Here is a 13,948-nt window from a genome sequence, read left to right on the forward strand (position 1 = left end):
CAGGGCGCCGGTGGTCTTGCGAGGCTGTGAACGCTCAGTTATTCTGCCCTCCTGAATAGGGGAAGGGCGATGCATCAATGCTGATACTCGGGCTCTCGAACATGCGGGATGCTGCTGCGGCGCTGGTCGAGAATGGCAGAATCATTGCCGCGGCAGAAGAAGAACGGTTCGTCCGGGTGAAACATGTCACGGCGCTGCCGGTACAGGCCATTCGCTATTGTCTCCGTACGGCTGGTGTGCGGTTGTGTGATGTGGATGCGGTAGCCGTGCCGTGGAAGTATTGGCAAGTCGGTCGGCGTGGAGCGCTGGTTTTTGGGGCGATGATCCGGTCGCCGCAACTCTGTTGGGTGAAGGGCAAGCGGAGCACAGAGCGGCTGACTCAGGAGTGGAAGGAGCTCTTCTTCCTTCGTCGCTATCTTACCCGGCTGATTGACGGAACCGCCTGCCCCGAACCAGTCTTTCTGGACCATCATCTCTGTCATGCTGCCAGCTCAGTTCTTGTCTCCCCGTTTGACCGCGCGGCCGTGCTCATCGTGGATGGGGCGTCGGAAGCCCATACCACCATGCTGGCACGGGCCGACGGCCACGATATTCAAGTGCTACAACGGGTATCGCTTCCCCATTCGGCAGGACAGTTCTATGCGGCCATGACCGCGTATCTAGGCTTTAAACCGGATCATGATGAATATATTGTGATGGGCTTGGCGGCGTACGGCGAGCCACGGTTTGCAGCGGCGCTTCGGGAACAGGTCCTCCGTCTGCTCCCCGATGGCGGGTTTGAGTTGAATACGAAGATCTTCGATTTTCACCTGGCCCGGCAGCGGATGTTTTCTCCCGCCATCCTTCGACTGTTGGGGCCCAATCGACAGCCAGAGGACGAGGTTACGCAGCGGCATCGAGATCTGGCCGCCAGTGCACAGATGGTTCTGGAAGAGACGGTGCTCCATCTCGCCCGTCATCTGCAACGCCTGACCGGTCTCGATCGGCTCTGTCTCGCCGGAGGCGTGGCTTATAATTGTGTCGCCAACAGTCGCCTGTGGCGGGAGGCTGGATTCCGCGAGATCTATATCCCTTCGGCGGCGGGGGATTCCGGGGCTGCCATGGGGGCGGCTCTGTGGCTGACTCACCGGCGCGGAGCGTTGACCGAGCGCATGGTCATGCGATCTGCTTCCTGGGGACCGGAGTTCACCGAGCAGGAGTGCCTGGCTGCGCTCGAACAGGCCGGGTTGTCAGCCGAACGTCTTCCCGACGATCAACTCTGCGAGAAGGTGGCGGGTGAGCTGGAGAATGGCCGGTTGGTCTGTTGGTTCCAAGGTCGGATGGAATGGGGGCCGCGCGGGCTGGGCAATCGCAGTCTGCTGGCCGATCCACGGCGGGAGGATATGCGGGAGTTGATCAATGCCAAGGTGAAACTCCGGGAGCCCTTTCGACCCTTTGCTCCATCGGTCCTTGAGGAGAAGGCCTCGGAGTATTTCGATCTGCCGGCGCCGTCGCCCTTCATGCTGTTGACGGTTCCGGTCCTCCCCTCGGCGAAAGGCCTGATCCCTGCCGTCGTCCATGTCGATGGTTCGGCGCGGGTTCAAACGGTGGATGCGATGTCCAATCCGCGCTATCGGTTGCTCCTGGAAGCGTTTGGTCGTCGGACGGGAATCCCTATACTCCTGAATACCTCGTTCAACGTCAATGAACCCATCGTCTGCACTCCGGAGGAGGCGGTGGATTGCTTCCTCCGCACGGACGTGGAGTGGCTGGTGTTGGGTAATCTGTTGATCGGCCGCCCCACAGCCGTGAAGGGTGACGCGTGAGGGGTAACCGCCTATTTCCGGCCTTCGATGCCTTCCTCCTGCTCATCATTCTGAACTTGACGCTGCAGCCTCTGACAGAGCCTGATTTCGGATGGCATCTGAGGACGGGCCTCGATCTCCTCTGGCAAGGCGGGACCTTGCCGGCTCTCGATCCCTATTCCCACACGATGCCGGACTGGCCCTGGGTTGAACATGCCTGGCTGACCGATTTGATCGTCGGGGCTATCTATCAGATGTTCGGCGCCTTGGGGGTGATTCTCTTCTTTAGCGCGGTGACGTCAGGCGCTTGGCTGATTGCGAGTTGTTCTGCCCCTTGCAATAGAACTGCGCGACTGCTCGCCTGTGCCCTATCTTTGTGGGTGGCCTTGCCGTATCTCGGGGCGAGAACCCAAATGGTCACCTTGCTGGGCCTCGCGGTATTGCTGGTGATTCTTCAGCGAACTCTGAACGGAGAAACCCGTTTGCCATGGCTGATTCCGCCGGTATTTCTGCTCTGGGCCAATCTGCACGGAGGGTTTACGGCCGGGCTGTTTCTGCTGGGGCTGGTGACGGCCTGTTTTGCAATGATCAAAGGAGTTCTTCATTGGGCACCTGGTCTGGCCCTACATCTTGATGAAAGGCCCCTCGCATGGCCCACGATTGGAACGTTGATAGTGGTGGGGGGCGTCGCGGCCTTGGGGACTTTGGTGAACCCCTATGGATGGAGGTTGTACGGAGAGATCATCGATTCCCTGTCGAACCAATTCATGCTCGATAACTTGCAGGAATGGCAGCCACTGTCCTTGAGTACGTTGGCGGGCCGCAGCTACGCGTTATATCTGGCTGGATTGGGGCTGGCGGTGGCGGCCTGGTATCGGCGTATCGAGCCGGTGCGATGGGCCGTCTGGCTGGTGTTTTTGTTTCTCTCATTGCGTCATATGCGAAACATTCCGTTTTTTCTCTTAGTCAGTCTCCCGCTTTGTGCCGAGTTGTTGGCCGAAGGATTTGGCCAGCTGCCAGTCTGGCTCAGTTCGGATTCCGTTCGTGCCAGGCGATGGGTGTTAGCGGGGACGCTGGCAGGAGGGCTATTCATGGTCTGGTTGGGGCCGGACCATCTTCAGCGGGTGGTGCAGTCCGGTCTTGAGCCCGCCGAGTATTTCAAGAGCACGTCCTATCCGATTGAGGCGGTGCAGTGGGTTCGCGAGCATCCGGACCTGGTAGGGCAGCGGCTGTATAACGACTATGCCTACGGAGGGTTTCTGCTCTGGTGGTTACCGGAAGAGAAAATCTTTATCGATGGGCGTATGCCGGCCTGGCGAAGCGGGGATCGCCTGATTTTTCAAGACTACGTGGCCCTGAGCCTGACCGACCCTCCGAGGCTTTCTGTTCTGACTGCCTACTCGGTCGATTGGGCGATCGTGAGGAAAAAGAGTCTGTTGGACGAGGCGCTTGCAGACGAGCCGACATGGCTACGGGAATATCAAGATGGGAAAGTGTCGATTTATGTACAGACCGTCAAGTGATGTGTGGGAGCGCAATCCTTTTTATTGAGGAGGGCGTTCGAGGTGGCCGACTGTTGCTGGATGGAAATTCTGCGCCTGAGAGGAATAGAAACCCTTGGCCCAATTCCGTCTGATCACAGCCAATTCGCGTAGCATGGCGAGGCCATCGCGGAGGACGCGGACTTTCGAGCCTGGCTGATCGGACCAATTCACCGGTATTTCTGCGATACGGTATCCTCGTTGTTGCGCCACGTAGAGCAGTTCGAGATCGAAACCATAACCATCGATCGAGGAGACACTAAAGAGGTCGATGGCCACCGGTCGACGGAATAGCTTGAACCCGCATTGAGTATCGGTGATTCCTCTGAGGCCGCATTGTTGTACGATGAAATTGAACAGGTTGCCAGAAAGGGTTCGAGTGAAGCGGGCCTGGACTGCATAGTCTGGCAAGCGGGACGCCAATGCGCGTGATCCGATAGCCAGGTCGGCACCGCGTGTCAGGGCCTGTTCGAGCCGGGCGAGTTCCTGAATCGGCGTGGCCCCATCGGCATCGGTAAACAGTTGGAGTTGTCCGGTCGCGGCTTGCATCCCCCGTCGTACGGCGGCCCCTTTTCCTTGTCGTTGTGGAGCTTGGATTAACTGAATGTGTGGCAGGGAAGAGGCCGCGGTCTCAACCAGAGTGGCGGTGGTATCGGTGCTACCGTCATCGACCACGAGGACTTCATAGGGCCGTCCTCGGTCTTGCATGTACGAGGTGATGCTTCGAAGATAGGGAAGGATGCGAGCCGCTTCGTTATGGGCTGGAATGATGATCGACCACTCGATGGAGCCGGAGTTGTTTCGCAATGACACAGGAACCAGCCTTGTTGGGATGAGCTGCGGCGTCCCCGGACGAGAGGCAGAGGCGTGAGAAAATACGGTAGCCGAGCCATGGGCAGGATTGCAAGTGGATGGCTCGGGCTTGACAGATCTATTGCGGGGGAGCGAACGTATATATGTCGTGTGAATCGACAGGCGAGCCTCTCACAGCCAGGAGGTGGGCGATGCGCAATTTGTTTGCACAGTTGAGTCTGATCGTGAGTGCCGTATTCGTCGTGTCTTGTGCCTCCGCCATTCCGCCGGCACGGATCGGGGATTATGTGTCGGTAGAGCGCCAGGCCGGCGCCGACGCTCTCGCCAAGATCGATCGGCGGCCGTTGCAAGCGGGGCTGGTCGTCGTGTCGGATACCGCAGATCCTGGTGCGGCGCCGAATCTGCCGGAGGAAGCGCTGACTCGTCTGACTGAGAGCCTCCAGCAAGATCTCGGTCATGCCATTCCTGTGGTCATTAAAGAGATTATCCCCGGTCACCATATCAAGCCGCAATCTCATGGCGATTGGGCCCAGTTCGCAGAGCTGGGCCGGCAACGTGGACTCGACTATCTGGCCGTCGTGGTGGTTTCGAGTACCGAGCAGGAATATCCCGTCACATTGTTCCTTGGATGGACGACCCATGCACAGCCTGGGTTTCGTCGAGATAACTGGTCGTTATTGGAGTTTGTCCTGCTGGACTTGAAGCACAGCCAGACGTTGATACAGGCCGAAGGCCGGGGTTGGGCCACGCTGGACCGTCCGAGCGCACCGGGGATCGACCAATGGTATCCGGCCATCTATCTGCGCCCTCAGGATCAGCGTCGTATCTGGCCCCCGACATACGAGGGCGCTCCCAATACCCTTCGTGTCGTGTCCTTCGAGCAGGCAGCGAAGCGGCTGGTGGTAAGGCTCCAGAACTCGTGGCTTGGGGTATTGGAAGCCGAGTCGGTGGCTCGGAGAGCCAGTTCGTAGAGCTGTTCGATCGTCTTGCGGGTAGTCCTCTTGTCCCCTTTGGGCTCTGTTTCTGGAGAGTCCGAAGGGGACTATTAGTCTTTGAAGCCCTCGGAACGGATAGTGTACAATGCACCGTTCAGTTGATGCGGTCGCGTCGGTTAACCCTCTGGAGGAACGCTGTTATGGTCATGCGGAGTAAGGGAAGGGATGTTCTGGGTCTTGTCGCAGGTCTTGGTTTAATTACAAGCACCTTCGCGTTTACTGTCCTACCGAATGAACCGACAGCCTTTGCCGCCGGGGTTCCAGCCGGGCTGACACAGGGTTTTGCAGAGATCGTCAAGAAGGTGACTCCAGCCGTGGTGAACATTGCGGTGACTGGGGGCGGAGAAGGCAAGGGGCGAGGTCGGAAATCGCCGTTGCCGCCAGGTCCATTTGGCGGACCTCCCGGTGAAGAAGGGCCAGAGGGCGAACTTCCAACTCCTCCGCCGATGCCTCCTGGTGGAGGGCATGGCCGTCCCGATCAAAGCGCAGGATCCGGTGTCATTTTTGACTCGAACGGATTTATCGTCACCAACAATCACGTTGTCGAAGGCGCCACGCAGATTACTGTCACGCTCAGCGATCGACGTGAATTCACCGCCAAGGTGGTGGGGACCGACCCGAAGACGGACTTGGCTGTGGTCAAAATCGATGCGAAGGATCTTCCATCGTTAAAGTGGGCGGACTATGACAAGTTGCAGGTCGGCGATATTGTGTTAGCCGTAGGCAGTCCGTTTGGGCTGAGTTCCACCGTGACCCTGGGTATCATTAGTGCGTTAGGCCGCGGCAATGTCGGTATTGCCGATTACGAAGACTTCATCCAGACCGACGCCGCGATTAATCCTGGCAACTCCGGCGGGGCCTTGGTCAATATGAACGGCGAACTCATGGGGATTAATACGGCTATTTTTTCAAGGACCGGCGGATCGGAGGGGATTGGATTTGCCATTCCCAGCAGTATTGCCCTGGACATCGTCGAGAGCCTGCAGAAGACCGGAAAAGTTGTGCGCGGCTGGATGGGCGTCGCCATTCAAGAAATCACGCCGGCCTTGGCCAAGTCGTTCAAGTTGCCTGAGCAGCGCAAAGGGGTCCTGATCAGCGATGTGAATGAGAACGGCCCGTCCCATACTGCGGGTATGAAACGTGGCGATGTGGTGATCGCGTTCAACGGGAAAGAAGTGCAAAACGTGAGTCAGTTGCGAAACCTCGTCGCCCGGACGATGGTCGGCAAGGATGCGCAGGTCACGGTATTGCGAAATGGCAAGGAGCAGACCATATCCGTGAAGGTGGCGGAGCGGCCGACGGATGAAATGTTGGCGAAGAAGGAGCCCTCGGCTCCCAAGGAGCCGGTCGAGACGGCCAAGCTGCCGGATAATGTCCTGGCCTCTATTCGGGTTCAGGCATTGGATGCCGCTACGATGAGTCAATTGAATATCCCGGCGAAGATGACCGGTGTGGTCGTGACGTCGGTCGACGCTGGCGGCTCTGCGGAAGCGGCGGGTCTGCAGCGCGGCGACGTGATTCAGGAAGTGAACCACGAAGTCGTGAAGACCCTTGATGACTACCAGAAAGCTTCGAGCAAATTGAAGAAAGACGAGTTAGCGGTCCTGTTGTTGAGTCGGCAGGGCAATAGCTTGTTTGTTGCAGTCAATCCCAAGTAACAGGCCTGAGGCTGGCGGTACCCGCTCGATATTTGAGCGGGTACGGCCAGCCATCGGATGAACGGCTCGTATGTCCGACGGTTTGAATTCGCTCAACCAGTGGCTGCAAGACACGATCTTTAAGCCGCTGGAAGATAAGAAGATGCCGGTGATGGAGCACCTTGTGGAGCTCCAGGTCCGGCTGACACGCGCGGTGATCATCACGGCGTTGGTGTTTGTCGGCACATTTTTTTATGCCGATACGTTGGTGCAGTGGCTTCGCATCCCCCTCCAGAACATGTTTGTGCTCGGGTCCCTCTCGTGGGTGCCGACCGATCTGCCGACCGTTCCATTCGTCTTTCTCGCGCCGGCTGAAGCCCTGTGGCAAAACGTGAAGGTGGCCGGGCTCTTTGCGCTTGTTGCGGCGACCCCGTATATTCTCTTGGAAGTGTGGCAATTCGTCGTGCCGGGCCTCCATGCCCAGGAGCGGCGATTTGTTGCGCCATTTGTGCTGCTGAGCGCCCTGGCGTTTTACGTGGGGGTCGGTTTTTCATTTTTCTTCGTCTTGCCGTTCGCACTGAACTTTTTGCTGTCCTATGGCGTCAACGCCGGTTTTATTCCCCAAATTTCTATTGCGCAGTACGTCGGATTTGCCTTGTGGTTCCTGATGGTATTCGGGCTGATTTTCGAGGTGCCGCTCGTCATTACCCTCATGGCAAAACTCGGGTGGGTCGATGCGCCGTTTCTCAAGCGATATCGGAAGTGGGCGTTTCTGGGGTCATTCATTTTCGCTGCCATCCTCACCCCGACACCCGATCCGTTCAATCAATGTCTGATGGCCCTGCCACTGTATGTGTTCTACGAAGTCGGTATTGTGAGCGCGGGATTCTTCAACAAAAAGAAGCCGGAAGAGTCGGCGGTGCCGGTTGTGGTGACTGCAACGGCGGAAAACGCGAAAGCGACTGGACTCTCCAGCGTGGGAGAGGGCGACTATGTCGGTGTGCCGACAGGGCGCCAGCGATAACGGGACACGCAGATCGGGCGTAACGTTTTACAGAAGGAACATACATGGCTCGTGAATTGAACGTCATTCAACCTCCTAGTTCCGGCGACAGCGACGCCTGCATCTATATGTGGGCCTGTGCGATCTGCGACGAAAATGAAACCTGCCAGAAGGACAAGGAAGGGCACAGTCGCTGGCTGGTGGCCAAGCGGATGGAGCGCATCGAATACAAAGTGCTCGTCATGAGCAACAAGGGTGGCGTCGGGAAGAGCACCTGCACGACCAACCTCGCCGTGAGTCTTGCGCTCAAGGGATGGCATGTCGGGATCTGCGATATGGACATCCATGGACCGAACATCCCGAAGATGGTGGGGGCCGAAGGACAGAAGCTCAAGATCAGCAGTTCTGGCGGGATCATTCCCTTTCAGGCCTATAACCTGAAAATCGCTTCGATGTCGTTCTTGCTGCAGAATTCGGACGATCCGATCATCTGGCGCGATGCGTACAAATACGAGTTCATCAACCAGCTCTTAGGCGGCGTCGAGTGGCAGGATCTGAATTTTTTGTTTGTCGACCTGCCCCCAGGGACGGGCAATGAATCGGTGACGACGATCGATTTGCTCGGCAATGTCAGCGGGGCCGTGATCATTACGACACCGCAGGAAGTGGCCTTACTGGACTCCCGCAAGTCGGTGACCTTCTGCAAAGACAGCGAAGTGCCGATCATCGGGATTGTCGAGAACATGAGCGGGTTGGAATGCCCCCATTGTCACAACCACATCGATGTCTTCCGTAAAGGCGGCGGGGAAGCTGCCGCAGCGGATATGGGCGTGCCGTTTCTCGGGCGCATTCCACTCGATCCCGATGTCGTGATCCAATCCGACGCCGGTGAACCGTTTGCGATGTTCAATTCAGACTCCGCGACAGCCGAGTGTTATCACGACATTGCCAACAAGGTCGAAGCGTTCTGCAAGAAGAGCGGGTCGTTGATGAAGATCGCTCCTCGGCAGGCGCATTGATGAAGGAGAGACCGTGAAGGCTACAGACGCGACAGAGGGGCTTACGCAGCTGCAAGAGGCGCAACGGATCGTGCTGGCATCCACGCCGACGCTGGGCCTGGAGAAGATTTCGATCCTGGATGCCCTCGGTCGTGTCCTTGGCGAGGACATCGTCGCGGAGCGGGATAATCCACCCTGGAACAATAGCGCGATGGACGGGTTCGCGGTGCGGTGGGAGGATATCAAGCAGGAACATGCGATCCAGAAGACAGTCACGCTTACGGTGATCGAGGACGTGCCGGCCGGCAAGATGCCGTCAAAAACTGTCGGTGCGGGGCAGGCAATTCGCATCATGACTGGAGCTCCAATCCCGAAGGGAGCGGATACTGTCTTGAAGGTTGAAGATACGGAGCATACACCGGATTCCGTTCGCGTCTTCAAACCGGAAGCACAAGGCGCGAACATTCGCCCGCAAGGCGAAGACGTGAAGAAGGGTGAATGCATCATTGCCAAGGGGACCCAGATCAGGCCCGGTGAAGCAGGGATGTTGGCGATCCTCGCCAAGTCGTTCGTCTTCGTCTACCAACGACCCCGGGTGGCGATTTTGTCGACCGGCGATGAGTTGGCGGATTTGGATGAGCGGTTCAGTGAAGAAAAAATCATCAACTCGAATAGTTATGGGATTGCGGCTGCGGTCCAAGAGGCGGGCGGTATTCCCTTCCTGCTGGGGATCGCGAGAGACACGCCTGACGCCCTCAAAGAAAAAATTTCACATGGATTGACGGCGGATATCCTGGTGCTGTCCGGTGGCGTATCGATGGGCGATTATGATTTCACGAAGACGGTTTTCCACGAACTGGGCGCGGAAATGAACTTCTGGAAGCTGGCGATCAGGCCTGGGCAGCCTCTTGCGTTCGGCAAGATTCAGGGCAAGTTGGCGTTCGGCTTGCCGGGGAACCCCGTGTCCTCCATGGTGACGTTCGAGCAACTGGTGCGACCGGCGATGCTCAAAATGACCGGGCACCTGACCTACGGTCGGCCTGTTCTGCAGGCGGTCTTCCAGGAGAAATTTTCCAAGCGGACGGATCGCCGTCATTTTCTGCGTGGAGTGCTCACGCAAGAAGAGGGCGTCTTTAAGGTCCGAACGACCGGCGCTCAGGGGTCCGGAATTTTAACCTCGATGGTGAAGGCCAATTGTTTGATCGATATCCCAGTCGAGGTAGAGCGAGTCAGTCCTGGCGATCTGGTGTCGGTTCAACTGTTGGGCGGAGAAGCCTGGCCCAGCCATGCAGGGCATGCCCAGACCGGCTCTCACAAGCTGTCCTGTTGCTAAGAAAGAAAGGAGGTCAATCGTCACCACTCGCGAGCCGATGGCGAGATGTCTGTTAGCGCGCCGTTGACCCATGATTATTGACGATTGACCCGCACGATATATCCATGGCCGTACCTATTGTCTCATTTGTCGGTCGGTCGAACAGCGGAAAGACCACGCTGATCGAGCGCGTGATTCCTGAATTGGTTCGGGCCGGTTACAAAGTCGCGACGGTGAAACATGCCGGACATGGCTTCGATCTCGATACCGAAGGCAAAGACAGCTGGCGCCATAAGCGCGCCGGTGCCAGCAGCGTGATGGTGCTCTCCAAGGGCAGCATGGCGATGTTTGCGGATGTGTCCGATCAGATGACGGTGGAGGAAGTGCGGGATCGGTTTCTTGACTGTACCTATGACCTGATTATCGCTGAAGGGTGGAAACACGAAGGGTATCCGAAGATCGTCATCGTCCGTGAGCAAGTCGGTGAAATTCCTGTGTCTACGGACGGGCTCTTGGCAGTGGTCTCAGATCGCCAGATCGATCTTTCCGTACCGTTATTCGGCCTGGACGATGTCGTCGGCGTGGCCGCGTTGATCATGAAACAATTTCCTAAATCGCAATCTCCTCTGGAGCATGAGCTGGAAGCCTAAAGCATCCATCCTGCTGGTACTTGTCGTCGGCGCCATCGCGCTCGGCACTGTAGCCATTCCTGTCACAAACCAACCGACTTTCTGTGCCAGTTGCCATACCATCGCGCCATCCTATGAGAGCTGGGCGAAATCCTCGCATCGAGAGGTGACCTGTGTCGCCTGCCACGTGCGACCTGGCATCGAAGGCTGGCTTCGCGATAAGGCCTGGGCCGGGACGAAGGATGTCGCGATCTATTTGTTCGGCAGTCCGACCGATCCGCACAATTTGCAGGCGAAAGTCGAGTCTTCGGTGTGTTTGGGTTGTCATCGAAGCATTCTGCGGGTATCTGAGGTGGCCCCGCGCGATTTGCCGCCGCCGGTCAACGAGGTCGGTCTGATCATGAACCACCGCAAACATCTCGCCGCTTTTGCCACGCGCGGGCAGGGGGAGGGCTGCACGACGTGCCATTCTTCTGTGGTGCATGAAAAGCCGATCAAGGGGTATCCGATTGTCATGCCGCGCGGGCATTTCTCGTCCGATGCCAAACCCTGGCTTCCGGACCATCCGGAAGGTTCGTATTTGCGAACCAGGGCCCTCTCGGACTGTTTCCGATGTCACGATGGAAAGACGGAGCATGAGGGGAAGGTCGTGAGCCGGAAATGTGAAACCTGCCATCTTCCCGAGAAGATCGCCAACGCATTGCTCTTCAACTGATAGGATGCTGAAAAAGTGAGCGAGGTGGCTGGTGGATTGCTGCGGCCTTTCTGGACGAACTGTTTGAACATCCTGCTAATTCGTTGATTATGTATGTCTAAACCCGTCTTGCACGTCGAACATCTGGTGAAACAGTTCGACCAGTTCGTTGCCGTCAACGATATCTCCTTCGACATCAAGCCGGGAGAGATCCTCGGGTTGTTAGGCCCGAATGGGGCGGGGAAAACCACCACGATTCAGATGCTGCTGGGGTTGGTGACGCCGACGGCCGGTTCCATTCAGGTGTTCGGCCTCGACCTGTCGACCGACCGGGAGGCTATTCTGCAGCAGGTGAATTTTTCTTCGACCTATGTCTCCATGCCGCAGGCGCTGACGGTCGAGGAAAACCTCTGGGTGATCGCGCGGCTGTACGGTCTGTCTCAGATCCAACAGCGGGTCGATGGCATCGTGAAGCGGTTTGAGATGGAAGATGTTCGCCATAAAGTCACGCGCAAGCTGTCCTCCGGTCAAAGCACTCGTCTTGGACTCGCCAAGGCTTTTTTGACAGAGCCGAAGATTCTGTTCCTCGATGAACCGACTGCCAGTCTCGACCCCGATATCGCACAAAAGATTCGAAGCTTTCTCAAGGAAGAGCGGCGATCGTCCGGGCTGAGTGTGCTCTATACCTCGCACAACATGCATGAGATGGAAGAGATGACGGATCGGATCATCTTTCTCCAGAAGGGGAAAATTGTGGCGGAGGGGACGGCGCAGGAGATTGTGGCGCGGTTTGGACAGGCGGATCTGGAAGAAGTGTTTGTGAAGTTGGCGCGGGAAGAGTAGGAGCGCGGGCAGGCGGAGACGTTCCCTGTGCTCGCAGAACGCGCACGATAAGAAAGTGCATCGTTCGATGCGCGCAGTGGGGAACGCTTCCGCCCGCCCGCGAGATGCGCCAAACTATTTGGAGTGGAGATGGGGAAGAGGATGAAATGAAGATCCATCGAATTCATGCGTTGGTGGCGAGGTATTTGTACCTGTATCGGCGCAGCTTGCCGCGCATGATGGAAATTTTCTATTGGCCGTTTCTTGACCTGGTCATCTGGGGGTTCATTACGGTCTATCTCATGAAGTTCCAAGGAGAGATTCCTGGGGCGGTCACGTTCTTTTTGGGAGCCTTGATCCTCTGGGATGTGCTGTTTCGCGCGCAGCAGGGGATTACGATTTCGTTTCTGGAAGAGATTTGGTCGAGAAATCTCATGAACTTGTTTGCCAGTCCGCTCAAGCCGAGCGAGTTCCTGGCCGCGACGATGGTGATGAGTATCTTAAAGGTGGTCGCGGTGTCTGTGGTCATGGTCGTCTGTGCGGGTTTGTTCTACTCCTACAATATCTTTGTGATCGGGATGTGGCTCGTTCCGTTCGTGTTGAACCTCGTGATGACAGGATGGATTATCGGGGTGCTGACCACGGCCCTCATTATGCGGTTCGGCCAGGAAGCGGAAGTCTTAGCATGGAGCATGGTCTTCCTGTTCCAGCCCATCTCCTGCGTGTTCTATCCGATGGAGGTGCTTCCAGGTTGGCTGCAGGCCATTGCCTGGATGAACCCGGCTGCCCATGTCTTTGAAGGCATGCGCGCGGTGCTGAATGCCTCCGTCTCACCGATCGCCCATCTCGCATGGGCAACCGGCTTGAATCTGGTGCTTCTCGGTCTGGTCATTGCGGGGTTCCATTGGATGTTCGAGCTGTGCCGGGAACGGGGCCTGCTGGTACGTATTGGAGAGTGAGAAGGCCATGGGGTTGCATCCTGCAAGGGAGCGGATTGCCATTTTTATGAGGGCTGTGCTAGCCTAGACCACCTTTTCGCAGGGGCCTGGCGGTGAGGTGGCGCGAAAGAAACAGGCCTGCAGCATCGATGTTGCCTTGCCCGAGAATCTCGTCGGAAGTCAGACCTAAGTCGCCACGTCCTTTGCGTCTTTGGCCCGCTCCTTCCCCCGTCCCTCGAGCCTAAGACAATATCATCATACTCAAAGGAGGAACCCCAGATGGGTTCAAAGATCTACGTCGGTGGGTTGCCCTATTCAGCGACCGAGCAGGAGTTGAGTGACCTGTTCGGGCGGCATGGTTCCGTCGCGTCAGCGCGGATCATTACGGATAAGTTTACGGGACAGTCACGAGGCTTCGGCTTCGTCGAGATGTCTTCTGATGGGGAAGCCCAGGCAGCCGTTGCCGCACTGAACGGTGCGGAAATGGGTGGCCGGACCTTAACCGTCAATGAAGCGCGTCCCCAGGAGCCCCGTACGGGCGGTGGCGGCGGATTTGGTGGCGGCGGTGGTGGTGGCCGAGGCGGTGCCGGCGGCGGCAAGCGCGATCGCTACTAATCTATCTCGCGAATCGCATTGGGGGCTGTTATCGTTGAGATAGCAGCCCCTTTTTTTTCAGCCTGGCTGACGAGTCAATCGAATGACAATGTGCGATATGATGGCGACTCTGGACGCTGTCCGATCATGTTGTTCAGGAGGAATGTGGTGTCTTTTCAGGGAGCAAC

The 13,948-nt window shown here is 57.3% G+C and carries 13 protein-coding genes; 12 read left to right on the plus strand and 1 reads right to left on the minus strand.

Going from position 1 to position 13,948, the window contains the following annotated elements; all coding sequences use genetic code 11:
* Positions 1 to 77 precede the first annotated feature (77 nt).
* Entirely contained in the window at positions 78 to 1,805 is a 1,728-nt protein-coding gene (locus Q8N00_06405; GenBank protein MDP2382416.1) for a carbamoyltransferase C-terminal domain-containing protein, read from the plus strand.
* Positions 1,802 to 3,307 carry a hypothetical protein gene (locus Q8N00_06410; GenBank protein MDP2382417.1) on the plus strand — a complete coding sequence of 502 codons (1,506 nt, stop codon included), beginning with the start codon at positions 1,802 to 1,804 and terminating at the stop codon, positions 3,305 to 3,307. The genes Q8N00_06405 and Q8N00_06410 overlap by 4 nt, the downstream gene beginning before the upstream one ends.
* Positions 3,308 to 3,328: 21 nt before the next feature.
* On the opposite strand, the gene Q8N00_06415 is transcribed toward Q8N00_06410, so the two are convergent.
* On the minus strand, positions 3,329 to 4,138 hold the full coding sequence (locus tag Q8N00_06415; protein MDP2382418.1) for a glycosyltransferase family 2 protein: 810 nt from the start codon (positions 4,136 to 4,138) through the stop codon (positions 3,329 to 3,331).
* Between the two features lie 191 nt (positions 4,139 to 4,329).
* On the opposite strand from Q8N00_06415, the gene Q8N00_06420 reads away from it, so the two are divergent.
* The 10 genes from Q8N00_06420 (at position 4,330) to Q8N00_06465 (ending at position 13,781) form a co-directional block, all read left to right on the plus strand.
* Positions 4,330 to 5,109, plus strand: coding sequence for a hypothetical protein (locus Q8N00_06420; protein ID MDP2382419.1), 780 nt, complete (start codon positions 4,330 to 4,332; stop codon positions 5,107 to 5,109).
* 164 nt (positions 5,110 to 5,273) lie between these two features.
* Complete coding sequence (locus Q8N00_06425; GenBank protein ID MDP2382420.1) at positions 5,274 to 6,791, plus strand: Do family serine endopeptidase; 1,518 nt, start codon at positions 5,274 to 5,276, stop codon at positions 6,789 to 6,791.
* 70 nt (positions 6,792 to 6,861) lie between these two features.
* The gene (gene tatC / locus Q8N00_06430; protein MDP2382421.1) at positions 6,862 to 7,794 is read left to right on the plus strand and encodes a twin-arginine translocase subunit TatC; all 933 of its coding nucleotides are present in this window, start codon (positions 6,862 to 6,864) and stop codon (positions 7,792 to 7,794) included.
* A 44-nt stretch (positions 7,795 to 7,838) separates the two neighbouring features.
* Positions 7,839 to 8,792, plus strand: coding sequence for an Mrp/NBP35 family ATP-binding protein (locus Q8N00_06435; protein ID MDP2382422.1), 954 nt, complete (start codon positions 7,839 to 7,841; stop codon positions 8,790 to 8,792).
* A gap of 13 nt (positions 8,793 to 8,805) precedes the next feature.
* Positions 8,806 to 10,104, plus strand: a complete 1,299-nt coding sequence (locus tag Q8N00_06440; protein ID MDP2382423.1) for a molybdopterin molybdotransferase MoeA — start codon at positions 8,806 to 8,808, stop codon at positions 10,102 to 10,104.
* A 104-nt stretch (positions 10,105 to 10,208) separates the two neighbouring features.
* Positions 10,209 to 10,733 carry a molybdopterin-guanine dinucleotide biosynthesis protein B gene (mobB, locus tag Q8N00_06445; GenBank protein MDP2382424.1) on the plus strand — a complete coding sequence of 175 codons (525 nt, stop codon included), beginning with the start codon at positions 10,209 to 10,211 and terminating at the stop codon, positions 10,731 to 10,733.
* Positions 10,717 to 11,427, plus strand: coding sequence for a NapC/NirT family cytochrome c (locus tag Q8N00_06450; protein MDP2382425.1), 711 nt, complete (start codon positions 10,717 to 10,719; stop codon positions 11,425 to 11,427). The genes mobB and Q8N00_06450 overlap by 17 nt, the downstream gene beginning before the upstream one ends.
* A gap of 93 nt (positions 11,428 to 11,520) precedes the next feature.
* On the plus strand, positions 11,521 to 12,249 hold the full coding sequence (locus tag Q8N00_06455; protein ID MDP2382426.1) for an ABC transporter ATP-binding protein: 729 nt from the start codon (positions 11,521 to 11,523) through the stop codon (positions 12,247 to 12,249).
* A 146-nt stretch (positions 12,250 to 12,395) separates the two neighbouring features.
* On the plus strand, positions 12,396 to 13,187 hold the full coding sequence (locus tag Q8N00_06460) for an ABC transporter permease (protein MDP2382427.1): 792 nt from the start codon (positions 12,396 to 12,398) through the stop codon (positions 13,185 to 13,187).
* Between the two features lie 258 nt (positions 13,188 to 13,445).
* Positions 13,446 to 13,781 (plus strand): RNA-binding protein, encoded by a 336-nt coding sequence (locus Q8N00_06465; GenBank protein ID MDP2382428.1) that lies wholly within the window; start codon positions 13,446 to 13,448, stop codon positions 13,779 to 13,781.
* The last annotated feature ends 167 nt before the right edge of the window (positions 13,782 to 13,948 follow it).

It is taken from the genome of Nitrospirota bacterium, from assembly GCA_030684575.1.
In the GTDB taxonomy this organism is placed as follows: Bacteria; Nitrospirota; Nitrospiria; order Nitrospirales; family Nitrospiraceae; genus Palsa-1315.

Excerpts from the sequence above, each read along its gene's own strand:
- Q8N00_06425 (MDP2382420.1), top strand. The coding sequence starts at position 5,274 with ATGGTCATGCGGAGTAAGGGAAGGGATGTTCTGGGTCTTGTCGCAGGT.
- Q8N00_06450 (MDP2382425.1), top strand. The coding sequence starts at position 10,717 with ATGAGCTGGAAGCCTAAAGCATCCATCCTGCTGGTACTTGTCGTCGGC.
- tatC (MDP2382421.1), top strand. The coding sequence starts at position 6,862 with ATGTCCGACGGTTTGAATTCGCTCAACCAGTGGCTGCAAGACACGATC.
- mobB (MDP2382424.1), top strand. The coding sequence starts at position 10,209 with ATGGCCGTACCTATTGTCTCATTTGTCGGTCGGTCGAACAGCGGAAAG.
- Q8N00_06420 (MDP2382419.1), top strand. The coding sequence starts at position 4,330 with ATGCGCAATTTGTTTGCACAGTTGAGTCTGATCGTGAGTGCCGTATTC.
- Q8N00_06435 (MDP2382422.1), top strand. The coding sequence starts at position 7,839 with ATGGCTCGTGAATTGAACGTCATTCAACCTCCTAGTTCCGGCGACAGC.
- Q8N00_06405 (MDP2382416.1), top strand. The coding sequence starts at position 78 with ATGCTGATACTCGGGCTCTCGAACATGCGGGATGCTGCTGCGGCGCTG.
- Q8N00_06460 (MDP2382427.1), top strand. The coding sequence starts at position 12,396 with ATGAAGATCCATCGAATTCATGCGTTGGTGGCGAGGTATTTGTACCTG.
- Q8N00_06465 (MDP2382428.1), top strand. The coding sequence starts at position 13,446 with ATGGGTTCAAAGATCTACGTCGGTGGGTTGCCCTATTCAGCGACCGAG.
- Q8N00_06455 (MDP2382426.1), top strand. The coding sequence starts at position 11,521 with ATGTCTAAACCCGTCTTGCACGTCGAACATCTGGTGAAACAGTTCGAC.